The organism is Aequorivita sinensis, from assembly GCF_006346335.1.
Lineage (GTDB): Bacteria > Bacteroidota > Bacteroidia > Flavobacteriales > Flavobacteriaceae > Aequorivita > Aequorivita sinensis.
The window spans coordinates 12,680-39,641 of sequence record NZ_VDMC01000012.1; the positions used below are offsets into that span (position 1 = coordinate 12,680).

The window sequence follows — 26,962 nt, forward strand, 5'->3', positions numbered from 1 at the left end:
TTTAAATTTATCTATCTTCGCAACTTTATATTGACCTTTTGTAAGATAAACTTGCTCTCCCCAATGGTTAATAAATATTGATTAATATTTACATGAATAAAATTCTCGTTACAAAACCATTTTTAGCACCTCGTGAAGAATATGAAACATATTTTAATAAAATATGGGACAATCAATGGTTAACAAATATGGGGCCTTTAGCAGTTGAACTAGAGGAGAAATTAATGGCACATATCGGCGTGAAAAATTTACTCTTTGTCTCTAATGGCACAATCGCGCTACAAATGGCAATTAAAGCATTGGGTTTAAAAGGCGAAATTATTACCACACCCTTTTCCTTCGTTGCTACTACACATAGTATTGTATGGGAAGGTTGTACGCCTGTATTTGTCGATATACAAATAGGTAGTTTAAATATAGATCCAAAGAAAATTGAAGAAGCAATTACCGAAAATACATCAGCTATATTGGCAACACATATTTTCGGGAATCCTTGTGATGTTGAAGCCATTCAAAAAATTGCAGATAAGCATAATCTGAAGGTTATTTATGATGCCGCTCATGCCTTTGAAATTAATTTTAAAGACAAATCTATTTTTGAATTTGGCGATATATCAACTTGTAGTTTACATGCCACAAAGTTCTATCATACCGGAGAAGGTGGATTAGTAATAGCTAAACATAAAGAAGTACTTAAGAAACTAGGTTATATTCGTAATCACGGACTACACGAAAAAGAAGGCTTTGCATCTATAGGTACTAATGCCAAAAACTCTGAATTTCACGCAGCTTTAGGTCTTGTCAATATTAATTATGTTGGTCAAATTTTACAAAAACGGAAACAGTTAGCTGAAATTTATGAGTTACAACTTCAAGACAAAGTGAAGTTTCAAACATGGAATAATGATGCCAGTAAAAATTATTGTTATTTTCCAGTTATATTTAAGACGGAACAAGAATTATTACGCGTTAAAGAATATTTAGAACAAAATAATATTTTTACCAGACGATATTTCTATCCTTCCTTAGCATCTTCACTACCTTATATGCCTGCTGTTTTTTTACCAAATACAGAAAGTATTTCAACAAGATGCCTGTGTTTACCAATCTATTTCGATCTCCCATTAAGTGACGCAAAAAAAATAAGTGAATTAATATTAGAATGTATTTAATACTAATGATGTTCGATTTATATAAGTATATTTCAAGCACCATCTGTTATAAAAAATCTTAAAAAACACATTAAATGTTATCAAGTCTTATATTCACAATAAAATTTATATTAATATTTACAGATTCAAGTGAGACTGCTTATAATCCTTATTAAAACTGTCCCATTCTACTACTTATAATCGAATGGTTATAAACATTGAATTAATTTCTCTGCCCTTTCAACATATACATTTTACTAATAAAACCGATTTATTCCTTATAGCTTCTATATCTTTGCACTCGCAAAAAAAAATAAGCCTTTTAACATTTTTATTAATTATTTAAATTATAAATAATTGTCCAATAATACAACAATAGCTAAAAACACCATGTTCCTATATTTTAGGATGTTCTTAACCATGGGTGTCGGATTATATACATCGCGCTTGATATTGGATGCTCTGGGTGTTGTAGACTATGGAATTTATGGCTTGGTAGGTGGCATTGTTACTATGTTTGCCTTTTTAAATTCTGCGATGTCCTCCGCTACGCAAAGATATCTTTCCTTTGACATCGGTAAAAATGACATGGAGCGATTGCAAAAAACTTTTAATGCCACGCTTAATATTCATTTCCTAGTTGCGATTATTATATTGATACTATCCGAAACCATTGGGTTATGGTTTGTTAATTATAAATTAGACATACCACCTGATAGAATGAATGCAGCTAACTGGGTATATCAATTTTCTATATTTACTTTTATTCTCAATGTAATACAGGTACCCTATAATGCTTTATTGATTGCACGCGAGCATATGAATATCTATGCTTATGTTAGTATTTTAGAAACCTTATTAAAGCTTTTTATTGCACTTTACCTTGTTCAAGCAAATAATGACCGATTAATCCTTTACGCCATCCTTATTTTTTCGATTTCGTTTATAATAAGAATGGTTTATAAAGTTTATTGTAAAAAGAAGTTCAAAGAATCGGTTTATAAATTTTATTTCGATAAGAATTATTACAAAGAATTAATGAGTTATTCTGGATGGAACCTTTTTGGTAATATTGCTGTAGTTGCAAGAAGTCAGGGGAGTAATATTTTATTAAATTTATTTTTCGGGCCAGTAGCGAATGCATCTTACACCTTAACAGTAATGGTACAAGGTATTATAAGTACATTCGTAAGTAACTTTCAAGTTGCAGTTAAACCACAAATCATAAAAAATTATTCTAAAGGCAATTATGAAGCATCACTTAATCTAATGTATAAGAGTGCTAAATTTTCCTTTTTCGCCATGTTTATTTTGACATTACCTTTTCTTTTTAATATAGATTTTGTCATGAATTTTTGGCTGAAGGAAATTCCTATATATGCCATTTCATTTATAAAGTTAGCTCTAATTTACTCTCTTATTGAAACAATTTCAAATCCTATGGTAACTGGAGCTCAAGCTACAGGAAAAATAAAAATCTATCAAATCGTTGTGGGTTCTTTTATATTCCTAACGCTTCCTACTGTTTGGTTAGTTTTTAAATTAACAAACGATCCTTTAAATATGTATTACGTATTGATAGGAAACTCAATTATTGCATTAATTATTAGGATTGGCTTTTTGATAAAAATGATGAATTTAAATATTTATACTTTTATTAAAGATGTAATTTTCAAAATTTTATTCGTAGTATTATTAGCTGTTTGCGCTAGCTTTTTAGTGAATCTATTAATTAATTTTAATAATGATGTAATAAACTTCTTTGTTAAAATCTCTTTAATTACTATGTTAAATATTTTAATTATATCAACGGTTGGATTAACCTTATCCGAAAGAAAGTTTGTATTAACCTTTGTTAAATCTAAAGTCAAAATTTAATCAAAATGTTTAAGAAAAAAATCTTTTGGGTAATCCTTATAATATCCATTACTGCGAATATATTGGTTGTCTGTTTAGATACAGTACCATTTATTTGGCCAAAAATAGAAAGGAATTTTTTGCCTGAGAAAACACTTCAGATTAACGACAATTCAATTAAAGTAATATTAAATCAATCCATCGAAATGATTGATACCCATAACAATAATGTTTGGAGTGACCCTAAAGGATTTACTGAAACTCTTTATAGCCTATACGTTCGAAAACCACAAAAAGAATTTAAGACCTATAATTACCCTAAAGCTTATTTATATTATGGCCTTTCATCTTATTTGTTAAAGAATAAAGATTCAATTAATCTATCTAAAGTAAAACTATCCTTTGATAAACTTTTAAACAGCAGAGGTGAACCAACCTTTAATTTCGATAAAGTTGATCAAGTACCATTTGGTTTAACTGCAATAAATCTTCACAAGGTCTATGGTGATGAAAAGTATCTTAAATTTTGTGAAGTACTGTTTAATAAAATAAAGTCTTTACAAAACGATGATGGTTTAATATTATATAGAGAGAATGGTTTAGTGCAACTTAATGATGTTCTAGGAATGATTGTGCCATTTTTAGTTGATTACAGTGAATATGTCAATCGACCAGAAGCTTTATTAATAGCAAAAAAACAACTGGAATTTTATGTGGAATACGGGGTGGATAAAGAAACTTATTTGCCAACTCATGGAATAGATTTACGTTCTAACACTAAAGTAGGCCCAACAAATTGGGGTCGTGGTATTGGATGGTATTTTTTAGGATTGTCTCATTATTATAAAGCAACTGGAGAATTTTCACAAGAATTTAAAGGATTGTCAAAAACCTTAGCTGAATTGCGTATGGAAAATGACTTGTGGTCGCAATTTCCGGGAAGTTCAAGTTTATTTGATGCTTCCAGTACCACTATGTTTATATATGCTATGGATATAAAGGGTGAATTAAGTAATAAAAAAGAGTTAATAAATAGTTTATTTTCTTATATCTCTCACGATGGTTTTATTTTACATACTTCAGGTGATACTTATGGAATTAATGATTATTCAAAATCATTTGGAACAAGTGAATTGTCACAGGGTTTTCTACTTTTAATACTATAAAAATATTTAAACATGCAAAAGCGAAAAATTGCAATTCTTACACAGCCTTTAAAAAATAATTACGGTGGCATAATTCAAAATTATGCTATGCAGAAGCTTCTTGTGGATAGAGGTTACAATACGGTAACTATTAATAGAAGAAAGGGAGACACTCGCTCTAAACCCATAATTCTTGCTAGTAAGTTTAAAGCGTTTTTTAAAAAATATGTGTTGCAGCAAAAAACGCCGACATATTTAGATTATGATAAAATTGCAGAAAACAACCTAAGATTTATAAAAAAATATATTAATTGGTCTCCTCTAATAGAATCAACAGACGGTTTAGCCGACTTTATTAATAAAGAAAATTTTAACGGTGTTGTTGTAGGTAGCGATCAAGTATGGAGACCGATATATTCTCCTAATATTTATAATTTTTTTCTAGATTTTCTACAAAATGATAAAAGTATTAAAAAAGTAGCTTATGCTGCTTCATTTGGAACTGAGGAATGGGAATATAATGAAGAGCAAACAAATGTTTGTAGTAAGTTAATTCAACAATTTCAAGGTGTTTCGGTAAGAGAAATGTCAGGTATAAAATTATGTCATGATAATTTAAATATAGGGGGTGTAATTGCAGTTTTAGATCCAACTATGCTCTTAAGTGCTGATGATTATAGTGAACTAATAGGTCAGCGAAAAAAGCAAATAGAATTGTTTACATACGTTTTAGATGACTCTGATGAGAAAAACAATTTTATTAAAAATTGTTCAATCAATTTAAATCTTAAACATCATACTAACCAAGCAAAATTTAAAATAACATCCTCTAAAGGAAAAAAATTAGAGGATTATATAATTCCCCCAATTGAAGGATGGCTGCAAGGTTTTAGAGATGCTGAATTTGTAATTACTGATTCATTTCATGGAACAGTATTTTCAATTCTTAATCAGAAGCCTTTCATTACAATAGTTAATAAAGGTCGTGGTGCTGCCCGATTTGAATCAATTCTTACACAGCTAGGTCTTGAAGATAGATTGGTTTATGATGTGAAAAATTTTGATAATTCGAAACTTGAATACAAGATTGATTACATTTCTGTTAATTCAAAATTAAATGTCTTGAGAAAAGCTTCTAAAGACTTTCTTAATAATTATTTTTAGAAATCAAAATGACTTCACCTTTAATTTCAGTTATAATCCCAGTCTATAATGTTGAAAAATACATTGAAAAATGTATAACTAGCATTGTTAAACAGACCTATGAAAATTTAGAGATTATTTTAATTAATGATGGATCTACGGATAATTCTCCAAATATTTGTAAAAAATTTGAGACATTAGATAGTCGTGTAAAATTTTTTACTCAAACCAATCAAGGGGTAAGTGCAGCGCGTAACTTGGGCTTAAATAAAGCAACAGGTGAATGGGTTTATTTCATTGATGCGGATGATTTTTTAGAATTAAATACATTTCAGCTTTTATCTAAAGAGTTTGCACCTGATCTGGATGTCATTCAATTTGGTTTATCTGCAATCAAAAACGAAAAAGTAATAGGAAGAAAACATCCACCTAAATATTTAAAAGTTTTTAACAAAAAAGAGATTTTTGAGAATATAATAATGAAACCTCTTTCCGCTTGTTTGGTTATAATAAGGAAGTCTGTTATAGATAAGAATAATATAAAATTTAATGAAACTCTTAAACATAATGAAGATTCATTATTTGTTTTTCAAGTTTTAGCTAATTGTAATGGGTTGTTGTTTTATAATAATGCATTCTATAATATGATTGTCCGCAATAATTCGGCCACTTCCAAGCCAATATCAATCAATCGAATAAACAACAAACTTTTATACTTGCAATTATTGATTAGCTACTTTAAAGAAAGGGGATTAGTTAAATTTATTATAAAAGACATTGAGAGTGGTTTAAAGAATTTTTTTGTTGATATATCGAATTATAATTTTAAAAACTCTAAAGAAAAGCTGAAGCTAAAGAAAAACTTTAAACAATTTTATACTATAAATAAACCATATTTAAAAGCCTTATTTATTCGTATGGCTAATATTAACATTTTTATTGTTGTAATATTTTTAAAATTGAAATATTTATTTCGTTAAAAAAAGCATATATGGTTGAATTGAATAACATTTATATCGAAGAGTCAAACGAATTGACTATTTTAAAATCAGACTGCATAATAAATGGAGTTCAGAAAATTTTATGGTATTCTACTTCAAAAGAAAATGAGAAGTTTATATCTACTTCTAATGCTGATGCTTTTATATTATTCATATTTATTTATTGTGTTTTTGAAAATTTAGAATTTAAATCGAATGTCCCAATATCTAAACGTCTGAAATTTGGTCTTTTAGAGATCTTGTTGCCAATTTTTCAAGAAATGGGTTTTAAGACAACTAAAGAAATGTTTGACCTTAAGCTAGAGGACGAAACCAAATACCCAGAAGCATCTGCTATTGGAACAGCTATGTCTTTTGGAGTAGATTCTTTTTTTTCCTACATAAAAGGAAGAGAATCTATAAATAAAATAAATTATTTAACCCTGTTTAATGCAGGGGCATTTGGACAATATGGAGGTAAGAAAGCTTTAGGATTATTTGAGGCCATGAAATTGAAAATAATTGACTTTGCTTCTCAAAATAAATTAGGATTTGTTTGGGTAAATACCAATTTAAATGAGGTTTTTAAAATGCTCTTTGTGCAAACTCATACCTTCAGAAATTTTGCTTGTGTATTGGTTTTTCAAAAGTTATTTAAAGGATATTATTATGCTTCGGGAATAAATATTAAGAACTTTAAACTGAATAAATTAGATCGAGCATATTATGATTGAATTAAAATCTTTTATCCTTTCTCCATCAAAAGAAAAAGTAACCTATCAATATGTAGTATCCAAAAAATATCAGAAATATTTTTCGGAAAGCTTATATGTTGATTTTAAAGAAAATATTTATAATGTTCCTAACTCTATAATTAATATACCTGCAATTACCAACTTAGTTGTTATATGTTGGTTTTTAGATTGTGATTTTTTTATTGATGAAATGGATGTTGAGTTATATAATTCATTGTTGGAGATTCAAAAGGAAATGAAAATAATGCATCCTCAAATTACAGATAGGAACGTTATTACATACAATAAATTGATACCACTAAAAATATCCAATGTCTCAAAGTCTTTGACATTGTTTAGTGGCGGAGTAGATGCATTTGCTACTTTATTTAGACATTATGATGAAAGTCCTATTTTGGTAAGGGTTTTTGGAGATAAAATGGATAATAAAAGTTTTGAAAAAGCTATAGATGAAGAGAAACAATATAATTCTGAAGAGTTATTAGATAAAAATGAAAAGAAGTATATTGTTTCTAATTTAAGAACTTTCTATTCAGATAAACTAAACAAGCTTCCGCAAAATGGTGGATGGTGGAGTGATGTGCAACACGGATATGCTTTAACTACATTACTTGCGCCTTTAGCATTTAAATATGAAGTAGGTACAATTTATATAGCCTCTTCATACACAGATAACATTAAGATTGCTTGGGGATCAACACCGGAAATTGATAATAAAATTTCATGGTCAGGAACTCATGTAATTCATGATGGTTATGAATTGAAAAGACAAGAAAAAATTGACCTAATATCAAACTTCACTAAGGATTTAAATAAAGGAGTGGTTTTAAGAGTATGCTATTCTCCTATAAATAAATACACAAATTGTTCAAAATGTGAAAAGTGTAGAAGAACCATATTCGGTTTAGTTTTAAGTGGTGCTAATCCTAATAACTATGGTTTTAAAGTTGGTCCAGAATTTTATGATGAATTGATTTATGATCTTAATAAGGGTTTCAAATCAGAAGGAGTACAATATTTTTGGAAGGAAATATACGATAAACTTAAAAACACATCTAAGGCATATTATATATTTGACGATATAAATATAGAAGGTAATAAGTTAAATGAAATACAATCCTTACTGAAAATTAAAGTTACCGAGCCAATCCCTAAAGATAATTCGCTTGTACTAGCAAAAAGAAAATTTATATCAATGTTTCCTGGGTTATTTAAAATGTATTTAAAATTTAGAATTGCTTTAATAAAAAGAAAATTATAATGCCTAAAGTATCAATCATTCTTCCTTGTTACAATGTAGAAAAGTACATTGCCAAAAGCATACAATCAATTTTAGATCAAACCTATTCTAACTTTGAGATCTTGGTTGTTATTGACGGTTCACCTGACAACACTTTAGCTATCGCTCAGTCATTTACCGATAAAAGAATAATTATTTTTGATAAACCTAATGGCGGCCTATCCGATGCTAGAAATTATGGTTTAGAAAGAGCAAAAGGAGAGTTTATCTATTTTATGGATCCCGACGACTGGATAGAACCCAATTTATTGGAAGATAACCTTAAAATAATTGAACAAAAACAATTAGATTTTGTGGTTTTTGGTTATTTTCAAGATAGTTTAGGATATTCTGAAAATTTGATTTCTACTATGGAATATATTCCAAAAGTTAAAGCATATTACAAAGATAAAGAAGAACCTAAAATAGATAATTATCATGTAGGATTATTGGGGTATGCCTGGAATAAAATATATCGAAAATCATTTTTAAAAAATAATAATTTTGAATTTATTAAAGGTGTTTCTTTAGTAGAAGACATCCTTTTTAATGCTCCTATTTATAAAGCTTCAGAAGCTATTTACTTTAATCAAAAAGCCTATTATCATTACATAGATAGAATAGCTGAATCCCAAATGAAGAGGTATCGTCCGGATTTTTTGAGACTTTATAAAATGAAATTTGAGGTTTTAAAATCTTGGCTTGACACGTGGAAGGTTTTTTACAAACAAGACATTTTAAGTACATCAATAATGGGAGGAATACGATATTCTATTGATAATATCTTTACTTCAAAAAACGAATTATCTTTTTTGGATAAACACAAAATGGTAAAAACTTTATTTAATGAAGTTGAAATCACTAAAAACATTAATTATTTTCAACCTAAATCACTGAAGGATAGGGTGTTTAAGTTTTTAGTGAAACATAAAATGTCTCTTACAACTAGTTTCATAGCAGAATTTATTAAGTAAATTACTTGTAAATTTTCAAAAACAAATAATTAAAATTAATGAAGCGTTATAGCCTTATATAGTTAAGTTTTTAAATAAAATTGGAATGAGTAAAATATTGGTTATTACCTATAAGAATAACAAAGTCGATGCAAAATCTGAAATTAAAAAGGCTTTTTCTTATATCGCGCCCCAAAATATTGACTCTAATATAGTTGTTTATCAATCAACTACATTATCTAATACCTATATAGGAGTTTTAAATCCAGAATTCGAGGTTAATTCGAAAACAGAACATATAGTTTCTGGATTTACAAGGGATATTAAGGGTGCTACTAATGTATTAGAAGATGGAGCATATTTCAAAATACAAATAAAGTCAGATAGTATTTCCTTTAATGTAGATAGATTTGAATCTAAATCTTTATGGTATTATCATGATGAAGAGAAATTTATTCTTACGAATTCACAACTATTAATTACAGCCTTAAAAAAGTCTTTTAATATTAACAAAAAAACGATAAGTTGGTTTTTATCCTCGGGATCTACAGGTTTCCAAAATGCATGGGATATTGAAACTAAAAAAGTTCTTCACAGTAACCAATATTCATTTTCCTTAAAAGATTGGCTTGTTTCTAAAACACCTACAAAATATGCTGTAGAAAACATAAAATTTTCAAACAAAAGAGAATTTTTACAAAAATACGCTTGTTTTACTGAACAAGTTTTTAAAAAACAGGCTAAAACAACCTCTGTCGATAAAATGGTTTTACCACTTTCAGGAGGAAATGATAGTAGGCTATTATTTTATATTTCTAATAAATTAAGAGAATATAAAAATTTAACTTTAGCAAATTGGGGGATAAAAAATAGTGAGGATACATTTGATGATAAAAAAGCTGCAAATAAAATTGCAAAAGCTTATAATAAAACTTTAAAAGATTTTTATTTACCTAGAGAGATTAGAAACTTAGATTCTTTTTTTGATGTTTTTATTAAAAATGGGGATTGTAGGATAGACCATTTTAACGCTTACACAGATAGCTTTAAGATATTTGAACAACTCCAGGATGAGAACTATAAATATATTATTAGGGGAGACATTCCTTTTACAGAGGGATTAGACTTAAATGATAAAATGTCTAGAGCACATATAGGAATTCAAAAATTTAAGGACTATGGAAATTGCAATTCCTATATTTTAGATGATTATATTCAGATACAAGAAGAAGATGTTGTGCCAATAACTAGGAAGAAAAATGAGTCCTTAATAGAATGGAGGGATAGGCTATATATCGATTTTAGAATACCAATAGTTATTTCTTCTTTTGATGATTTGATTAATTCCTTTATAGTTACTTTAGCTCCAATGATGTCTTATTCTCATTATCTTTTATACTGTGAACTAAAACCAAATCAAAGAGGTGATAAGGCACATATAGTTAATCTTTCTAAACAAATGGATAAATCGAAAGTGGGGTTTAATGCCTCTTCGTCGATTTTAGGTATGGGGGAATTGCTTAACACAGAAAAACATATTAATTATTTAAAAAAGTATTTAACACGAATGGATAATAATATATTTTCAAAGGAAATGATTGAGAGTGTTAACAAGCAATTGAGCTATTCTCCTTTATATAATAAATCTTTTAAATACAAATTTATCAATTTTATAAAGGAAAACTTGCCACCTAAGCTTAAAATGTATATTAAGGCAAAGTACACTAATAATATTAGTAGCTTAACCCTTGCTTACAGAATGGTAATGGTAGATAAGCTCTACAAAATATTTAATCAAGCAACACTATGATTTTTTCAAACGCATTAAGTTTTCGGAAGAAGTTTCGATTTAAACTGTTTTTGCAACAATTTAAATCTTTTGGTTATTTTAAAAACACCAAAATTGATAAAAACAAAAAGCAAGTCTATATATTTTTAGCAGCTGATTATGGAAACTTAGGGGACGTAGCTATTACCTATGCGCAAACTAAATTCTTAAAGGATATACTAGGAAATAATTTTGAAGTAATTGAAATTCCTATAAGTCATAGTTTAGAAGGACTTTATTTTGTAAAGAAAAATATTGAACACGGGGATATTATTACCTCTGTTGGCGGTGGGAATTTAGGGGATTTGTACGACCAAATAGAGTTTATTCGTCAATTGGCGGTACGGTCTTTTCCTAAAAATAAATTTATTTCCTTTCCCCAAACTTTTGATTTTTCTGAGACTAATGAAGGAAAGAAAGCCTTAGCGATTGCTAAAAAAGTTTACAATGCACACCCTAATTTATATATGGTGGCGCGCGAAAAGACATCTTACGCCTTGATGAACCAACATTTCGATAAAGCACATATATTACTTACTCCAGATATAGTGTTAAGTCTTAATAAAGAATATCCTAAGTTAGAGAGAAATGGAGCTGTTATTTGTATGCGGCAAGACAAAGAGAAAAATCTTACACAAAAACAAACTGCTTTTATTCAAAACGAGATTAATAATCGGTTCAAATCTGTTACAATGTATGATACGCATATTAATAGGGATAATATGAATATTGAAGAAAGGGAAGAGGAATTAGAAAAAATTTGGAATACATTTAAGTCGGCCGAATTAGTAGTGACAGACCGCTTACACGGCATGATTTTTTGCTATATTACAAACACTCCTTGTTTAGTTTTTCAAAATAACAATCATAAAGTAAGAGAGACTTATAGTTGGATTAATGAAAATAAAAATATTAATCTACTTAAGAGTTTTTCAGAGAAGGATATTAAAAAGTTTCTAAGTCAGAATAATTTTGATAGCGGCTCTTCTATAGATAACTCTTTAAATTATCAATCCTTAATAGAAGTGTTACAATAATATGCAACGTATACTACATATTACAGGAACCATGGATAGGGCAGGGGCAGAAACTATGATAATGAATCTTTATAGAGAGATTGATAAGACTCAAATACAATTTGATTTTGTTTTCTTCGGAAATCGTGTAGGAGATTACGAAGAAGAAATTAATATTATGGGTGGTAAAATTTATAGAATTGCTAAAAAAAATACAATAAGTCGGGTATTTGCATTAATAAAATTACTTAAAAAACATCCAGAATATAAAATCGTTCATAGTCATACTTTATTGAGTAGTGGTTTGAATTTATGGGCCGCATATCTTGCAAAAGTTCCTATGAGGATAGCACATGCGCACAGTACAAATGATGTGTCTCATCTAAGTTTTTTAGGTAGATTGTATAAAAAAGTATCCCTTTTAATGATTAGTAAATATGCTAATTATTACAATGCTTGTGGAATAGAGGCGTCCACTTTCTTGTTTCCTACTAAGAAAAATGTACTGATACTACCAAACTCAATAGATACCAAAAGATTTGCGGAAATTGGTGATAACTACAAGGAATATATAAACAACGAATTTAACTTAAATGATGAGGTGCTTAAAATTGTGCAAATTGGAAGATTGCAAAAGGTGAAAAATCATAAGTTCTCAATAAAAATCGCTAAAGCCTTAAAGGATAAAGGGGTGTTATTTAAAATGTTTTTTATAGGACAAGGGGAATTGTATGAGGAAATCTATCAAGAAATAATTAGACTTAATTTATCAAATGAAGTTATGCTATTAGGCTTGCGGACGGATATTCCAGAGATAATGGCTGGAGCAGATGTGATGATTATGCCTTCTCTTCATGAAGGATTTCCAGTTGTTTTAGTAGAATCTCAATCAGTCGGCCTGCCTGCTGTAGTCTCAGATTCTGTTTCTCCAGAAGTAGACCTCGATGTTGATCTAGTCGATTTCGAATCATTGGAGTCCTCGATTGAGACTTGGGTTGAAAAGCTATTAGCAATTAAAAATACAACTGTCAAAAACAAGCAGGTGAGAATAGAGGCGTTGTCAGTACAAGGGTTTGATATAAGTCAAAGTGTTAAAATATTAGTGAATCTATATAATGGCGTGTAATGTTTGACTTTATTCCAATAGATAGCTAAACGCCAATTTACTTTTATATCCTATTTTTTATGGTTGTAAGTATATTGCTACATAGTTATTCGCTACCTTTAATCAGTATTAAGACTATACGTTTTAACAATGTTTTTGGTGTTTGTGTATTTTTATTTGTGTTAGCCTATTTGGGGTTGAGACCAATAGATGGTGTTTTTATTGATATGACAACCTATGCAAGGCAATTTAGAAGAATTCAAAATGAAGGTTTAAGTTTTGAATCGCTAAATGATCCGTTGTATGCTGTTTTCTTATATTTATGCACACTGTTTATATCTGTAAAAACATTTTTCTTAATCTGTGCTTTTCTGTATGTCGTTCCTCTATATATAGTTTGTAAGAAATGGTTTAAAGAATACTCGTTTTATGGTTTTGTAATCTTAATTACGACATTTACATTTTGGGCTTATGGCATAAATGGAATAAGAAATGGAATCGCCACATCATTATTTGTTTTTGCTCTATCGAGAGAGTCTTTAAGAAGTAAGATTATTTTTTTTATTCTAAGTATTGGATTTCATAAGAGTATGATGCTCCCTTTGATTGGTTACCTACTGACTACTAATCTTAACATAAAAATTAAATACTTCTTTTATTTATGGTTAGCTTCTATTCCGCTTTCATTGGTAGGGGGTGGTTTATGGGAACAACTGTTTGCTAGTTTAGGCTTCGATGATGAACGATTAGGATATTTAACAGATGAGATTGTGGAAGGGCGATTCGCTAGTACTGGGTTTAGATGGGATTTTCTGATTTTTAGTGCTTTACCAGTGTTGTTCGGTTATTTTTATGTATATAAAAAAAAGTTTGTTGACAATATGTACTTAATAATTTTAAATACTTATTTGTTTGCAAATGCTTTTTGGATACTAGTGATACGTGCGAACTTTTCAAATAGGTTTGCTTATCTTTCTTGGTTTATTATGGGTCTTGTTATTATTTATCCTCTATTAAAGCAAAGAATGGTTTATCAACAACATAAAAAAATTGGTATAATCTTGCTAGGCTATTTTTCTTTTACATTTTTAATGAATGTAATATTAACTTAATTTATTATTTTAATGAATTTATTAAATAACCAATTTTCATCTCTATTAATGAATTTTTTTAGAGATTATAATCATCGAAAATATTGGAAACGAAGAGAGATTGTAATAGATCCCACTAATAAAAAACATTTACTAATAAAATTATATTTTTTATTATACATAAAGCGTTCAGATGCTAAAAATAACTGTTCATTTGGTACTAATTTAAATTCAGGTTCTATATTTAAGACTCCTCCATATTTGCCTCATGGCCCCAATGGAATTATTATTGGACATGATTTAGAATTTGGAGAAAATGTAATTATTTATCATCAAGTAACGATAGCTCATGGTGGAGGCAAAATTGGGGATAATGTATTATTTGGCGCAGGTAGTAAAGTGTTACCTGGTAAAAACATAGGGACTGGAGCTAAAATAGGTATGAATGCTGTAGTTGTAGAAGATATCCCACAAAATGCTACCGTGGTTCTCAATAAATCTAGAATAATAAATAAATGATAACAATAGCGATTCCATTTTACAACGCAGAGCACTATTTACTAGATGCTATTCGTTCAGTTTTCGCACAAACGTATGAAGATTGGGAGCTAATTTTAATCGATGATGGCTCGACGGATGCTTCTTTAGAAATAGCTAAGTCTATTAATGATCCAAGAGTGTGGGTTTTATCCGACGGTAATAATAAGAGGCTAGCTGCGCGCTTAAATGAAGTTACCAAATTGGCTAAATATGATTTTATTGCTAGGATGGATGCAGATGATTTAATGCTACCAAATAGGATTGCAGAGCAACTTAAATATTTTAAGATGTATCCTGAAGCGGATATTGTAACTTCTGGTGTTTTTTCAGTTTTAAATGATTTAAGTTTAAAGGGAATTAGAGGTCAAGAATTTCAATATCCATCATTTGAAGACATAGTTAGCAGAAAAAAAGGGGTGACCCACGCTGCATTAATTGCTAGAAAATCTTGGTATGAACGGAACCTATACAACGAAAATCTAAAAATTGCTCAAGATTTGGAATTGTGGATCAGAGCCTCAGCAAAAAACGACTTTAAAGTCATATCTATAGAGGATCCCTTATATATCTACAGGGAAGAGGATAATGTTACGGGAGATAAGTTATTAAGGGCGTATCACAATGAGAGGCATATGATTTCTAAATATTGTACAAAAGGATTGAAGATTAAATTACTTTTGAAATCAAATATGAAAACTTTATTTGTGAAACTTTTAATGGTTTTAGGTAAAGTGGAAATTCTTCAAAAAAGAAGGGCGAATACGGTAGTTAAAGAGAAAGATCTATTAACGTTAGACAACGCAATACGTATAATAAATTCAGTTAAGTTACCGATAAATAAATAATTAAGTTTATAATTCAGTCAAGTTAACTATTAATAAAAGTAACGATTAGTACATCCATGAAAGAAAAAAAACTACGTATTGTCCATTTGTTTTCTTCTCCTATGTCCGTATTCTATTTCATGGACAAGCAAATGCAATTCATGATAGAAAAAGATTGTGACATTCATGTGATAGTGCCCAAAGATGAGTTGTATATGCCTCAACTAAAAGTGAGAGATGCTAATGTGAATTTTCATGATGTATCCCTTAAAAGAGAAATTTCTCCATTTTGGGATTTAATTAGTTTGTTTCAAATTATTAAACTTCTATTTAGGATTAAGGCTGATGTTATTCACCTTCATACGCCTAAAGCATCTTTTCTTGGTGCGCTTGCGGCTAGAGTTACTTTTCAAAAAATGATTATATATCAAATGCATGGATTGGTGTCCACTGAAGGGGTTCATGTTAAAAAGAATGTGATTTATTATCTTGAGAAAGTCACGTGTAGTTTGGTCGATCGCGTATTTGCAGTGAGCCTAAGTTTGAAGAATTACGCCATTAAAAATAAGTATTGTAAGAGTTCAAAAATTGAAGTAATTGGTAATGGAACAATCAATGGAATTGATTGGCAAGAGCGATTTAATCCAAAAGAAGTGATTAATCCATCTAAATATTTAACTAAAACAGAAATTAAGGATAAATTTGTAATAGGCTTTATTGGGAGATTATCCGAAGAAAAAGGTGTTGTAGATTTTATTGATGTTGTAGCTGCTGTATCAAAAAAATATTCAATTTTGGCCGTACTTGTAGGTCCTAATGAGATGGGAGAAAAATTAAATAGGATACTCAAGAGTAATGAGAATCTCAATGACAATAACTTTAAACGAATAGAAGAGATTCATGATCCTGAAAACATACTAAGTGCCTTTGATGTCTTGTTGTTTCCAACAAAACGAGAAGGCTTCGGTTTAAGTGCTGCAGAGGCTAATGCTATGGAGGTGCCTGTAGTAGCTTATGATATTCCAGGAATTAAAGACGCTGTTGAAAATGGCGTTTCTGGTAAATTAGTTCCTTATGGAGACATAAAACGATTAGAAAAGTCTATTATTGAATACATACATAACCCTGAGGTGCGTAAAACTCATGGGGTTAATGGTAGGAATAGGGTGGTTGAACTTTATGATCGAAAAGCATTGTGGTTGAAGACCTTTAATAGATATCAAGAATTAGTAACAGGATGATGTCAGAACCAAATAAAATTGCTTTTATAGGCTACTCCGGCCATGCTTACGTATGCATTGAAACGGCACAGCAAATGGGCTATGAGATTATTGGTTACTATGACGTAAAAAAGGTTGAAGAAAACCCATACGATTTAAGCTTTTTAGGAAATGAAGAGGGCTTTGAAAACAATGAAGGCTTTCTGTTTGGCAGTATTGGGGATAATAAGATTCGTCAACACATCTATGATAAAATATCAAAAATAAAAAAGGGCGTATTCACGAGTCTAATACATCCTACAGCTATTATCTCAAATACGGTAGTGATAGAAGACAATACATTAGTTTCAGCTGCCGCCATCGTCAATGCTCTGAGTGTTATCGAAACTGGTTGTATTATTAATACAGGTGCTATTATTGAACATGAATGTCATATAAAAGCTTTTGTACATATTGCACCGAGAGCCGTTTTAGCGGGTAATGTTACGGTCAGAAAACGAAGTTTCATTGGGGTAGGTGCTGTAGTGAAACAAGGGATTACTATAGGTAAGGATGTTATTGTAGGAGCAGGAGCCGTGGTGGTTAAAGATATTCCAGATAATCAAGTGGTCGTTGGAAACCCTGCGAAACAGCTTAGGAAATGAAGGGGTGTAGGTAGAGAGGATGTTCGGCGTATGGATGTGGCGGTTCGGGTGATTGGAAAATATTGTTTCAGAAGATTCAAAGATTTAAGAATTCAAATAAACATCAGATATTTATATTCAAAAATTGAATAGAATGACATAGAGTTAAAGGATGCTATGGAACTAAAAAAAATGTTTGTTTAATGTCATTTTAAACATAGAATCTAAAGTACTATTGTACAAATAAAGTAATCTTTAAATCCTTGAATAATTGAATTCTTTGAATCCATAAATAAAAATAATCATTGAATCATTAAATAAATAAAAAATGATACCATTATCAATTCCAAAATTAGAAGGCAACGAATGGAAATACGTTTAAGATTGCCTAAACACAGGTTGGATTTCTTCAGCCGGATCTTATGTTAACCAATTTGAAGAAATGGTAGCGGACTATGCGGGTGCTAAATACGGCGTCGCCTGTATGAATGGAACGGTGGGTTTACATATTGCACAAATTTTATTGGGTATCAATGAAAATGATCATGTCATCGCGCCTAATATTACATTTATCGCCACATTAAATGCCATTAAATATACAGGAGCACAACCAATCCTCATAGATGTTGATGCTCATAACTGGCAAATGGATTTAAATCTATTAGAATAGTATCTTCAAGAAAACACCGAAATAAAAACTACGGATAAGGGTACTTTTTCTTTTGATAAGACCACCAAAAAACGAGTACGTGCGATTATGCCAGTACATGTTTTAGGAAATATGGGAGATATGGATCGTTTAATGGCTATTGCTAAAACTTATCATTTAGAGGTTATTGAAGATACCACCGAGGCTTTAGGGTCAACTTATAAAGACAAACACGCTGGAACCTTTGGTAAGATTGGGGTATTTAGTTTTAATGGGAATAAAATCATCTCTACGGGAGGTGGTGGTGTGATTGTTACCGATGATAAAGCCTTGGCTAAAAAAGCAAAACATTTAACTACGCAAGCTAAAGTTTCTGCTATGGATTATATTCATGATGAAATTGGCTTTAATTACCGTTTAGTGAATGTCTTAGCCGCTATTGGTGTTGCGCAAATGGAACAGTTCCCAGACATCTTAAAAGATAAAAGAAAAATGGATGCCTTCTATCGAGAGCAGTTACAAGGCGTAGGCGATATCAAGTTTCAAGAAATCCCAGAAGGAACCCATCCCAACGGATGGCTATTTACCTTTAGCACCTCACGAATGAGAGAGTTATTAGCCTATCTAAACGACAACGGCGTACAATCCAGACCATTCTGGATGCCAATGAACCAGTTAGAGATGTTTAAAGAGGATATCTACATCACGGATTCAGATGTGTCAGCCACAGTTCCACTTTCTTTAGAAAAACTTTTAGAGGGACAATTGGAATATATGCAGAACTATTTTTCAGTGATTGCAATATCTGCGGATAAAGAGAAGCTGAAAGCCTTGGGTGCTAAAAATACCTACGCTACGTATCATATTGAAATGACACGTAAAATAACTCCATTATCCGACTTAAAAGCGGTTTATAAATTATATAAGTATCTAAAAAAAGAAAAACCAGCAATTGTTCATACTCATACGCCTAAAGCTGGGATTGTAGGTATGTTCGCCTCTTGGTTAGCAGGGCTGCCCAATAGGTTGCACACAGTGGCTGGACTTCCATTGATGGAAGCCTCAGGAAATAAAAGAACCTTGTTAGATTTCGTTGAAAAACTAACCTATAAATTTGCCACTAAAGTTTATCCAAACTCGAAAGGACTTTTTGACTTTATAGTAGCTCAAAATCTTACTAAACGTGGGAAACTAAAAATAATAGGACAGGGAAGCAGCAATGGAATTAACACCCAGCATTTCGACCCATCCCTTTTTGAATCTACAAGAAATACACTACGCGAAAATTTAAATATTCCGCCAGATTCTATGGTGTATATTTTTGTAGGAAGATTAGTAGGTGATAAAGGTATCAACGAATTGATAACCGCATTTCAAAGTTTAAACGCGTCATATACCATTCCTACATCTCGATTATTGCTTGTCGGTCCATTAGAGGCTGAAATAGATCCTTTAAAAGAAGAGACACTAAAAGCTATTGAAAATAATCCAAACATAATTTCTGTAGGTTTCCAGAACGATGTCCGCCCTTATTTAGCGGCTGCAGATGTATTAACCTTCCCAAGTTACCGTGAAGGTTTTCCAAATGTAGTGATGCAAGCTGGAGCAATGGGATTGCCTTCAATTGTCAGTGATATAAATGGCTGCAATGAAATCATAATTCCAAATGTTAACGGAATAATTATTCCTCCTAAAAATACAAAAGCACTTAAGGAGGCAATGGTATTAATGCAAAATGATACCGTTTTATTTCAACATTTAAAAAATAATGCTAGAGAATTAATTGCAAGTCGCTACGAAAGACGAGAGGTTTGGGAAGCTTTGTTGGAAGAATATAAGACTTTGTTAAAGAAAAGTAAGAGTTAATCCGAATACACTCTTCAAAAATTTGGTTTCAGAATTTACAAAAAAGTTGTTGTTTCTCAATTCAAAGAAATGGCATGCAATAGAAATACTTTCAAATCTTAACAGACGCTACTGCTTCTTTTGCCTAACTCCTAGATAACCTCCTGAGTCAAATTGCTTAACTTTTCTCTTAAGTGTTGGATTTTTTAATAATCTTTCTGTTTCCTTGCTTCCTCAAGTTGCGAATTGTTATAAACTAAAAAAAGACCACCATCACGGCAGTCTTTTTTAAAATATAAGTATCTAAATGATTACTTTATCTCAAGTAATTCTAGTTCGAAAGTTAGATCTTGTCCTGCAAGTGGGTGGTTTGCATCAACGATAATAAAATCGTCTTTTACATCGGCAACGCGAAGTTGACGCTCAGATCCATCAGGGTTTTTAGATACTAACCCCATACCAACTTCTGGCTTTATTTCTTGCGGTAGATTTTCGTTAGGTATTTTTTGGAAAAGCTCTTTTTGAACATCCCCGTAAGCTTCCTCTTTTGGGATGGTGATGGTTTTCTTCTCATTCACTTTCATATCCACCAACCCCTTTTCAAAACCAGGGATTAAACGGCCTTCCCCAAGCTTAACCTCTAAAGGCTCACGCTGTAGCGAACTATCGAACACCTGTCCGTTGTTTAATTTTCCTGTGTAATGAAGTTTTACGGTTTCATTTCCTTGTACTTGACTCATAAATTTGTTTTTACAATTATTTCAATAAGTGAACAAAACTATAGGTTTGAATTGCCAATTCCACAGAAAATTGCCTATAATTCAAAGTTTTAGGTAAATTTTAGGAAAAAGATAAAGAGAAGAGAAAAAAAGAGGCAAGATTTAGGAACCAAGATTTTGTTTCAAGTATTTATACTGCTTTTTTAGAAATTTATAATTGTCAATTGCTTCCTAATATCAATCTCCTTTCACCATATATCCCAAATTCTATACTAAACTCATAACTCTTAACTCTTAACTCTTAACTCATAACTCTTAACTCTGAACTCACAACTCATAACTCATAACTTTACACCATAACTGTATAGTTTTTTTTATATAATTTTTAAAGTCGTTAATTCATAATTCTGAATTCATAATTCATAATTCTGAATTCCGAATTGACAATTGTGAATATCTATTTTATTTTTATAAAGTCAGTGGTGTTATAATTGATATTTTTGGGCTTTTAAAAAAATATTATGAGCGTAACTTGGTATGAATGTAAGGTGAAATCCAAAAAAACACACGAAACAGGAGAGCAAAAAGTAACAACGGATACTTATCTGCTTGATGCAGTTTCTTATACGGAAGCAGAAGCTAGAATTACCGAAGAGATGAAAACTTTTACTGAGGAAGATTTTAGGATTATGAATATTAAAGTAGCCAACTTTTCAGAAGTTCATCCCTTTGAAAATTCTGACCGCTGGTTTAAGTCTAAGGTTTCTTTAATAGCACTTGACGAAGAAAGTGGGAAAGAGAAAAAGACAAATATCTACTTGCTAGTTCAGGCAAACGATGTAAAGGAAGCTTTTGAAAACACTACAAAAGCTATGGAGCAAACCATGGGGGATTATAATATTCCTTCTATCACCGAATCACCAATTGTAGATGTTTTTCCTTATTTTACAGGAGAAGAAGAACAGTTAGAAAAATTTAAAGTACTTGATTCTCCAGAATTGGTTGAACAAGAAGATTAGGGTTAGAGGTGAATATTAAGAGAAGAGAAAAAAGAACAGAGAGAAGAGAGACTTGGATAACGATAATTGGAAATGGAGTCTAGTTTTTAGCATCTAGCATCTAGCATCTAGCGTCTGTCATCTAGCATCTAGATTCCAGCATCTAAACTCAAGAGGTCTTAGCTGTATAATAGCATATTAAAAATGTGTGTCGTATCTTTATTTTAAACTAAATGAATTATGAATAGTAATAGAAAATACGGAATCGGTGGGAGTACTGCGGAAGTGGAATTATCCAAATTAACCGAACCTACGGTAAAACCGTCTCCAATTAGTAAAGAGGAGTTTCAAAATAGAATTGATAAAGCTTGTGCAGCCTTAAAAAATAACGGATTAGACGCATTATACCTCAATGCTGGTACTAACTTATATTATTTTACAAATACCAAATGGAATCCTTCCGAACGCTTAGTGGGGGCGATTCTGTTTGCTGATGGGAGTTTAAAATACGTGGTTCCTGAGTTTGAAATAGGCACTTTTAACGATTACAAAGGAATCGATGGCGAAATAATTGCTTGGGCTGAACACGAGTGTCCTATTCAAAAAATTGCTGATAATGTTGAACAGGGGATAGGCCTTGCTTTAGACGATGTTACGCCATTTACCTTAGTTTCTCGTTTTCAAAACCACAAGGTGTTTCAAATAAGCAGTGCCGAAACCCTGATCCGAGATATTAGAATGCTTAAGAGTGATGCGGAAATTGCACAACTTCAATATGCAATGGACTTGACAATGCAAGTGCATAAGGCAACAGCCAAAATATTAAGACCAGGGATTACAACCGCTGAAGTAGAAGATTTCATAAATAAAGCACATAAAAAACTCGGAATTGCAAGTGGATCGTACTTTTGCATTGTTCTATTTGGAAAGGATTCTAGTTTTCCTCACGGGGTGAAATCGCCAAAACCACTTGAAGAAAATGATATAGTGTTAGTAGATACCGGAGCGCGATTCAATGGATATCTTTCCGATATCACTAGAACTTATATTTACGGGGAAGCAACTGCAAGGCAAAAAGAAATCTGGACAAATGAGAAAGACGCACAGCTAGCTGCCTTTAACGCTGCACAACTAGGGAAACCTTGTGGACATATTGATGACCAAGTACGCGTACAGCTTGTAAAAGATGGTTTAGGCCCTGATTACGATCTTCCCGGTCTGCCGCATAGAACAGGACACGGAATCGGACTAGATATTCACGAACATCCCTTTATTCTTAGAGGGAACGATATTGAGCTGCAAGCGGGAATGACCTTTAGTATAGAACCTATGATAGTTGTACCCAACGAATTTGGAATCCGTCTAGAAGATCATATTTACATGACCAGTGAAGGACCAAAATGGTTTACAGAGCCAGCACATAGTATTGATAATCCATTTGGAGTTTAGCGAAATAGCAAAGAACTTTTAAATAGTTGGTTTCAAATTTTTAGTTTAGCATTCTTTTAAGTATTTAATTAGGGCCTAATCCTTTAAAGTTGTTATTTTTGCGCACTTTTTTAAATTGAACTTGAATAAATATAATCAGTTAAATCTGATTGAATTGTGATGATTAAAAGCTCTAATATACAGCCTGATTTTGATAAGTTGACAGTCTATGATAGTGCTGTTCTTGCTTCTAAATACACTGCAAAGAAAATAGCAGAACTTATTCTTCAGAAACAAAAAGAAGGTAACCGCGCAATTTTAGGTCTTGCTACGGGGAATACGCCTAAAATGGTTTATGAGGAATTGATTCGTATGCATAAACACGAAGGTTTGAGCTTTAGCAATGTTGTAAGTTTTAACCTAGATGAATACTATCCAATTAGTGTAAATGACGAGCAGAGCTATACTTACTTTATGAATAACAACCTGTTTAATCACGTTGATATAAAAAAAGAAAACATTCACATTCCACATACCGATTGTACTTCAAACCAAATAAGTAAATACTGCTTAGATTACGAAAATAAAATCAAGAGCTATGGTGGCTTAGATTTGCAGTTGTTAGGCATTGGTAGAAACGGCCATATTGGTTTTAATGAGCCAGGTTCTAAATTTGATTCCATTACGAGATTAATCGATTTACATCCCCTAACAAGGGAAGATGCTATCGAGAATTTTGGAGATTTAGATAATGTTCCTCACCAGGCTATTACGATGGGCATCAATACCATTGTTCAAGCTAAAAAAATATTATTGTTAGCCTTAGGGGAAAGAAAATCTGAAATTATTAAGAAAGCGCTTAACGGTACCATCGCTACGGAAGTGCCATCGTCTATACTCCAAACACTACCACAAGTGGAATACATACTCGACCGAGAAGCAGCAGCATTGATACAGAAATAGCTTGCTTTATTCTCTATTATAAGAATTATTCCAAAGCTTTTATTACTGCATTTACAAATTCTTTACGGCCTTTAACTAGTTCTTTTGAACTAGCTTTTGGCCAAGCTGCAATTTGCGCGATTACGAGGTCTTTACTAGGGTCGATATAAATCATTTGTCCAAATATGCCTACAGCAGCATAGCTTCCGCTATTTGAACGCCACCACAAATATCCGTATCCGTCGCCTTCCTCGTTTGTTTTATATAAAACAGAAGTAGCGTCTTTTACCCACTCTTCAGCTAAAATAATATTGTTGTTTAATTTGCTTTCACGCAGCATAAGTGTTCCTAAGCGTGCAAAATCGCTAAGGCTAGCAGAAAGACCGCTTCCACCAATATTTTCATTGCTGCATTCGTCGGCAAGCCAGTACGCGCAATGCTCCATTCCCCAAGGCTTCCAAATTCTTTCTGAAAGGTATTCAGCCAAACTTTTTCCGGTAGCTTTCTGAACCAATATCCCGACTAAATCGGTTTCACCAGTACTGTAATTCCAAGTAGTGCCAGGTTTATTTGAAAATTCTAATTGCTTCATATATGTCAATATATGCGACTCGTTACCATCACAGGGTTGTAGATACATTTGAGCCACATCTGAATTGTGATCCTCATAATCTTCGTTCCAAGCAATACCAGAAGTCATTGTTAGTAATTGTCGTACACTTACTTCTCCATAATCGTATCCTTCAAGTTCAGTGATATATTTTTTTAAAGGATCGTCTAAACTTTCAATATCCCCTTCTTTTAATGCAACACCTACTAACATTGAGGAAACTGATTTAGCCACAGAAAATGAAGTCCATAAGGTTTCTTTATCAATTCCGTTTGAATACGCTTCGAGTTTAATTTTATTGTTTTGAATTACAATTACTCCCTGAACGTGATTGTCGCTCATATATGAAGTTAAAGTTGTTTTATCATCCCAAATTGGTGTAATATTTTCAGTTTTTTCTAATGAAGAACTTTTAGTAGTGCCTGAAACAAGTATGCTAGGATAAAGTTCGTGCATTATAGGAAAGCGTCTCTCTTTTTCTTCTTGCGACCAAAAGAGCAAACTCTCTAGTTTCTGCCCCATGGTTTCTCCGGGAATGTTTGCGATTTCAGCCTTAGCTTGCTCTGTCGTTAGAGTTGTACAGTCTTGAGCAGCTACTGTTAGCGAAGCCATCGCTAAACAAGTAGATAATATGAAGTTTTTGTAATGAATCATTATTAAAGTGAGTTTGTAAAGTTTACTATAAGACTTTGATTAACATCTTGAGAAGATGGCTGTCATTTACTTTCCGATGCAATATGTGAAGTCCTATTGATAATCAGCGATTTACATCTAAATAGAAACCGATTAGCAACAAAAAAGGTTGATTTTTAGCTAATTAAGGGCTAAAGATAGGAAAGATGGGAAGTTTTTAAACAAAAAAACCGCCCTAATAATAGGACGGTTTTCGGGGAAAACGTCAATCGCTTTTACGCAACTGTTACAGAACCTAAATGCGTACTATTGGAAACTTTGGTGCCATCTGCAGAAACAAATCCAAGATATACCTCAACCACGTCTCCAGTATACTCAGCTGGTAAGTTCAAGGTTTCAGATCCTGCTGTTCTAACAGGTCCACCTGTGGTATAAATACTTTCTTTCTTGTCCGGATTAAGGACTAAGATTAAAGATTTATCAGTGGCAAGGGCATTTCCGCTACTTGAGTTATTATCCCAAGAAATATCAATCTCTGCCGGAGTTGTGGAGGTAGCCGTTCCGTTGGCCACTCCTTTTAAATTACCGCGGCTTACCAATGCGTTCGGGTAGTCAATGTTGTAGTTGGGATAAGCACCAACCACTCCATTAAATAAATTGTACGACATTGCAGCGTTGAATTCTGTCATTTTTATAGCGTACAGTTTAAAACCTATTCGCAGGAAATCAGACATTGGTTGAAGAAAACGAAGCACGGTTGCAAATTTGGACCTTTGGTCTAATTGCCCTTCAGTTTTGGGGTTCGCTACGCTGGAAGGTTTGATTCGTAGGTAATCGATACCCTTCCAGGTTCCACCGATTACATTCCCGATTTGACCGGATACACCGCCGAGAATACCTTGATTAATAATAGCCATCTTTTTTAAATTTTATTTAGTTAAACAATCATTCGGACTTGGCACGGACTTGATTCGGCTTTGTCCCGTTCATTCAAAGTTAATTCAACAATTAGGCTCTTTTTTAACTTCGGAAAGCGTTGCTTTACTTTGCTCTTATTTGCTTTTATAATTCTTCTCATATTTCGGATTCGGCTTTTTAATTACTTCCTATTCCCTTTAATTATTTTTAAAAGAGAAAAGAAAAAAGAGAAAAAAATAAAAGAGAAAGCTTTTATTTAGGCGGGTTGGGAAGGGTTGTCAAGGTTTTTGGTGAAAATACTACCCGGAGGGTGGAGATTTTCATCAAAACCCGAAGGGCTTGACCTTTACAATCCGTTGATGCGGAGGGCTGGTGCGTACCCGCCTATATTCGCTTTTCTCTTTTATTTAATATTTCAATTTTAATTCAAAAGGATTAAAAAAAAGAGCCCCCTAAAAAGGGAGCTCTGACAACGTAACCTCTAACCAAAAGAGGCGGATGGTATAATCTACAACACCACAACGAACAACGCCCACAAAGAATGGACGACCTGACAACCGAACGCCCGCCAACAACCACCGGCTGCCACAACGGACTGAAAAAAGTGACTTATACATAGATGAAATAATTAAATTAAACATAGTGCCACTTCACAGGATCGGTGTGATTGATGCAAGGGCTGTGGAAAAAAAATACTACCCGCAGGGTGG

General features: G+C 32.0%; 23 protein-coding genes and 1 pseudogene. 21 read left to right on the forward strand and 3 right to left on the reverse strand.

Annotated features, from left to right (window positions below):
• Nucleotides 1-92 precede the first annotated feature (92 nt).
• From FHP04_RS11440 to FHP04_RS11525, 18 genes and pseudogenes are all read left to right on the forward strand, one after another.
• Nucleotides 93-1,172, forward strand: coding sequence for a DegT/DnrJ/EryC1/StrS family aminotransferase (locus FHP04_RS11440; protein ID WP_139856278.1), 1,080 nt, complete (start codon nucleotides 93-95; stop codon nucleotides 1,170-1,172).
• Nucleotides 1,173-1,508: 336 nt separating this feature from the next.
• Entirely contained in the window at nucleotides 1,509-3,029 is a 1,521-nt protein-coding gene (locus tag FHP04_RS11445) for a lipopolysaccharide biosynthesis protein (protein ID WP_139856279.1), read from the forward strand.
• 5 nt (nucleotides 3,030-3,034) lie between these two features.
• Entirely contained in the window at nucleotides 3,035-4,174 is a 1,140-nt protein-coding gene (locus FHP04_RS11450) for a glycoside hydrolase family 88 protein (protein WP_139856280.1), read from the forward strand.
• A 12-nt stretch (nucleotides 4,175-4,186) separates the two neighbouring features.
• The gene (locus FHP04_RS11455; protein WP_139856281.1) at nucleotides 4,187-5,317 is read left to right on the forward strand and encodes a polysaccharide pyruvyl transferase family protein; all 1,131 of its coding nucleotides are present in this window, start codon (nucleotides 4,187-4,189) and stop codon (nucleotides 5,315-5,317) included.
• 8 nt (nucleotides 5,318-5,325) lie between these two features.
• Nucleotides 5,326-6,276, forward strand: coding sequence for a glycosyltransferase family 2 protein (locus FHP04_RS11460; protein ID WP_139856282.1), 951 nt, complete (start codon nucleotides 5,326-5,328; stop codon nucleotides 6,274-6,276).
• A gap of 11 nt (nucleotides 6,277-6,287) precedes the next feature.
• On the forward strand, nucleotides 6,288-7,010 hold the full coding sequence (locus FHP04_RS11465; protein ID WP_139856283.1) for a hypothetical protein: 723 nt from the start codon (nucleotides 6,288-6,290) through the stop codon (nucleotides 7,008-7,010).
• Entirely contained in the window at nucleotides 7,003-8,292 is a 1,290-nt protein-coding gene (locus FHP04_RS11470) for a hypothetical protein (RefSeq protein WP_139856284.1), read from the forward strand. Before FHP04_RS11465 ends, FHP04_RS11470 begins: the two co-directional genes overlap by 8 nt.
• Complete coding sequence (locus FHP04_RS11475; protein WP_139856285.1) at nucleotides 8,292-9,284, forward strand: glycosyltransferase family 2 protein; 993 nt, start codon at nucleotides 8,292-8,294, stop codon at nucleotides 9,282-9,284. The genes FHP04_RS11470 and FHP04_RS11475 overlap by 1 nt, the downstream gene beginning before the upstream one ends.
• Before the next feature lie 85 nt (nucleotides 9,285-9,369).
• Nucleotides 9,370-11,073 (forward strand): hypothetical protein, encoded by a 1,704-nt coding sequence (locus FHP04_RS11480; RefSeq protein WP_139856286.1) that lies wholly within the window; start codon nucleotides 9,370-9,372, stop codon nucleotides 11,071-11,073.
• A complete protein-coding gene (locus FHP04_RS11485; protein WP_139856287.1) occupies nucleotides 11,070-12,128 on the forward strand; it encodes a polysaccharide pyruvyl transferase family protein in 1,059 nt (352 codons plus the stop codon). Before FHP04_RS11480 ends, FHP04_RS11485 begins: the two co-directional genes overlap by 4 nt.
• Before the next feature lies 1 nt (nucleotide 12,129).
• Nucleotides 12,130-13,233 (forward strand): glycosyltransferase, encoded by a 1,104-nt coding sequence (locus FHP04_RS11490; RefSeq protein WP_139856288.1) that lies wholly within the window; start codon nucleotides 12,130-12,132, stop codon nucleotides 13,231-13,233.
• A 59-nt stretch (nucleotides 13,234-13,292) separates the two neighbouring features.
• Entirely contained in the window at nucleotides 13,293-14,324 is a 1,032-nt protein-coding gene (locus tag FHP04_RS11495) for an EpsG family protein (RefSeq protein WP_139856289.1), read from the forward strand.
• Between the two features lie 12 nt (nucleotides 14,325-14,336).
• Nucleotides 14,337-14,822 carry a serine O-acetyltransferase gene (locus tag FHP04_RS11500; protein ID WP_139856290.1) on the forward strand — a complete coding sequence of 162 codons (486 nt, stop codon included), beginning with the start codon at nucleotides 14,337-14,339 and terminating at the stop codon, nucleotides 14,820-14,822.
• Entirely contained in the window at nucleotides 14,819-15,688 is an 870-nt protein-coding gene (locus FHP04_RS11505) for a glycosyltransferase family 2 protein (protein WP_139856291.1), read from the forward strand. Before FHP04_RS11500 ends, FHP04_RS11505 begins: the two co-directional genes overlap by 4 nt.
• A gap of 119 nt (nucleotides 15,689-15,807) precedes the next feature.
• Complete coding sequence (locus tag FHP04_RS11510) at nucleotides 15,808-16,908, forward strand: glycosyltransferase family 4 protein (protein ID WP_262710116.1); 1,101 nt, start codon at nucleotides 15,808-15,810, stop codon at nucleotides 16,906-16,908.
• Nucleotides 16,905-17,531, forward strand: a complete 627-nt coding sequence (locus tag FHP04_RS11515) for a NeuD/PglB/VioB family sugar acetyltransferase (protein WP_218937259.1) — start codon at nucleotides 16,905-16,907, stop codon at nucleotides 17,529-17,531. The genes FHP04_RS11510 and FHP04_RS11515 overlap by 4 nt, the downstream gene beginning before the upstream one ends.
• Before the next feature lie 376 nt (nucleotides 17,532-17,907).
• Nucleotides 17,908-18,858, forward strand: a pseudogene (locus FHP04_RS14740) (aminotransferase class I/II-fold pyridoxal phosphate-dependent enzyme); the annotation flags it as partial.
• Nucleotides 18,841-20,025: a glycosyltransferase family 4 protein gene (locus FHP04_RS11525; protein ID WP_246051425.1), complete on the forward strand. Its 1,185-nt coding sequence runs from the start codon at nucleotides 18,841-18,843 to the stop codon at nucleotides 20,023-20,025. The pseudogene FHP04_RS14740 and the gene FHP04_RS11525, both read left to right, overlap by 18 nt.
• Before the next feature lie 290 nt (nucleotides 20,026-20,315).
• Here the strand turns inward: FHP04_RS11525 and FHP04_RS11530 are convergent, their stop codons facing one another.
• Nucleotides 20,316-20,744: an FKBP-type peptidyl-prolyl cis-trans isomerase gene (locus FHP04_RS11530; RefSeq protein WP_139856295.1), complete on the reverse strand. Its 429-nt coding sequence runs from the start codon at nucleotides 20,742-20,744 to the stop codon at nucleotides 20,316-20,318.
• 500 nt (nucleotides 20,745-21,244) lie between these two features.
• Between FHP04_RS11530 and FHP04_RS11535 the strand changes: the two genes are divergently transcribed.
• From FHP04_RS11535 to nagB, 3 genes are all read left to right on the forward strand, one after another.
• Nucleotides 21,245-21,742, forward strand: coding sequence for a DUF4494 domain-containing protein (locus FHP04_RS11535; RefSeq protein WP_139856296.1), 498 nt, complete (start codon nucleotides 21,245-21,247; stop codon nucleotides 21,740-21,742).
• A 219-nt stretch (nucleotides 21,743-21,961) separates the two neighbouring features.
• Nucleotides 21,962-23,170 carry a M24 family metallopeptidase gene (locus tag FHP04_RS11540; RefSeq protein WP_139856297.1) on the forward strand — a complete coding sequence of 403 codons (1,209 nt, stop codon included), beginning with the start codon at nucleotides 21,962-21,964 and terminating at the stop codon, nucleotides 23,168-23,170.
• Nucleotides 23,171-23,329: 159 nt separating this feature from the next.
• Nucleotides 23,330-24,112: a glucosamine-6-phosphate deaminase gene (nagB, locus tag FHP04_RS11545; protein ID WP_139856298.1), complete on the forward strand. Its 783-nt coding sequence runs from the start codon at nucleotides 23,330-23,332 to the stop codon at nucleotides 24,110-24,112.
• Nucleotides 24,113-24,137: 25 nt separating this feature from the next.
• On the opposite strand, the gene FHP04_RS11550 is transcribed toward nagB, so the two are convergent.
• Nucleotides 24,138-25,355 (reverse strand): serine hydrolase domain-containing protein, encoded by a 1,218-nt coding sequence (locus FHP04_RS11550; RefSeq protein ID WP_139856299.1) that lies wholly within the window; start codon nucleotides 25,353-25,355, stop codon nucleotides 24,138-24,140.
• Nucleotides 25,356-25,609: 254 nt separating this feature from the next.
• Nucleotides 25,610-26,251, reverse strand: coding sequence for a DUF6266 family protein (locus FHP04_RS11555; protein ID WP_139856300.1), 642 nt, complete (start codon nucleotides 26,249-26,251; stop codon nucleotides 25,610-25,612).
• Between the last annotated feature and the right edge of the window lie 711 nt (nucleotides 26,252-26,962).

What these genes read in the sequence shown, in the direction of transcription:
- FHP04_RS11440 (WP_139856278.1), top strand. Translation starts at nt 93, where the DNA reads ATGAATAAAATTCTCGTTACAAAACCATTTTTAGCACCTCGTGAAGAA.
- FHP04_RS11450 (WP_139856280.1), top strand. Translation starts at nt 3,035, where the DNA reads ATGTTTAAGAAAAAAATCTTTTGGGTAATCCTTATAATATCCATTACT.
- FHP04_RS11455 (WP_139856281.1), top strand. Translation starts at nt 4,187, where the DNA reads ATGCAAAAGCGAAAAATTGCAATTCTTACACAGCCTTTAAAAAATAAT.
- FHP04_RS11460 (WP_139856282.1), top strand. Translation starts at nt 5,326, where the DNA reads ATGACTTCACCTTTAATTTCAGTTATAATCCCAGTCTATAATGTTGAA.
- FHP04_RS11465 (WP_139856283.1), top strand. Translation starts at nt 6,288, where the DNA reads ATGGTTGAATTGAATAACATTTATATCGAAGAGTCAAACGAATTGACT.
- FHP04_RS11470 (WP_139856284.1), top strand. Translation starts at nt 7,003, where the DNA reads ATGATTGAATTAAAATCTTTTATCCTTTCTCCATCAAAAGAAAAAGTA.
- FHP04_RS11475 (WP_139856285.1), top strand. Translation starts at nt 8,292, where the DNA reads ATGCCTAAAGTATCAATCATTCTTCCTTGTTACAATGTAGAAAAGTAC.
- FHP04_RS11480 (WP_139856286.1), top strand. Translation starts at nt 9,370, where the DNA reads ATGAGTAAAATATTGGTTATTACCTATAAGAATAACAAAGTCGATGCA.
- FHP04_RS11485 (WP_139856287.1), top strand. Translation starts at nt 11,070, where the DNA reads ATGATTTTTTCAAACGCATTAAGTTTTCGGAAGAAGTTTCGATTTAAA.
- FHP04_RS11490 (WP_139856288.1), top strand. Translation starts at nt 12,130, where the DNA reads ATGCAACGTATACTACATATTACAGGAACCATGGATAGGGCAGGGGCA.
- FHP04_RS11495 (WP_139856289.1), top strand. Translation starts at nt 13,293, where the DNA reads ATGGTTGTAAGTATATTGCTACATAGTTATTCGCTACCTTTAATCAGT.
- FHP04_RS11500 (WP_139856290.1), top strand. Translation starts at nt 14,337, where the DNA reads ATGAATTTATTAAATAACCAATTTTCATCTCTATTAATGAATTTTTTT.
- FHP04_RS11505 (WP_139856291.1), top strand. Translation starts at nt 14,819, where the DNA reads ATGATAACAATAGCGATTCCATTTTACAACGCAGAGCACTATTTACTA.
- FHP04_RS11510 (WP_262710116.1), top strand. Translation starts at nt 15,808, where the DNA reads ATGGACAAGCAAATGCAATTCATGATAGAAAAAGATTGTGACATTCAT.
- FHP04_RS11515 (WP_218937259.1), top strand. Translation starts at nt 16,905, where the DNA reads ATGATGTCAGAACCAAATAAAATTGCTTTTATAGGCTACTCCGGCCAT.
- FHP04_RS11525 (WP_246051425.1), top strand. Translation starts at nt 18,841, where the DNA reads ATGTTTAAAGAGGATATCTACATCACGGATTCAGATGTGTCAGCCACA.
- FHP04_RS11530 (WP_139856295.1), bottom strand. Translation starts at nt 20,744, where the DNA reads ATGAGTCAAGTACAAGGAAATGAAACCGTAAAACTTCATTACACAGGA.
- FHP04_RS11535 (WP_139856296.1), top strand. Translation starts at nt 21,245, where the DNA reads ATGAGCGTAACTTGGTATGAATGTAAGGTGAAATCCAAAAAAACACAC.
- FHP04_RS11540 (WP_139856297.1), top strand. Translation starts at nt 21,962, where the DNA reads ATGAATAGTAATAGAAAATACGGAATCGGTGGGAGTACTGCGGAAGTG.
- nagB (WP_139856298.1), top strand. Translation starts at nt 23,330, where the DNA reads ATGATTAAAAGCTCTAATATACAGCCTGATTTTGATAAGTTGACAGTC.
- FHP04_RS11550 (WP_139856299.1), bottom strand. Translation starts at nt 25,355, where the DNA reads ATGATTCATTACAAAAACTTCATATTATCTACTTGTTTAGCGATGGCT.
- FHP04_RS11555 (WP_139856300.1), bottom strand. Translation starts at nt 26,251, where the DNA reads ATGGCTATTATTAATCAAGGTATTCTCGGCGGTGTATCCGGTCAAATC.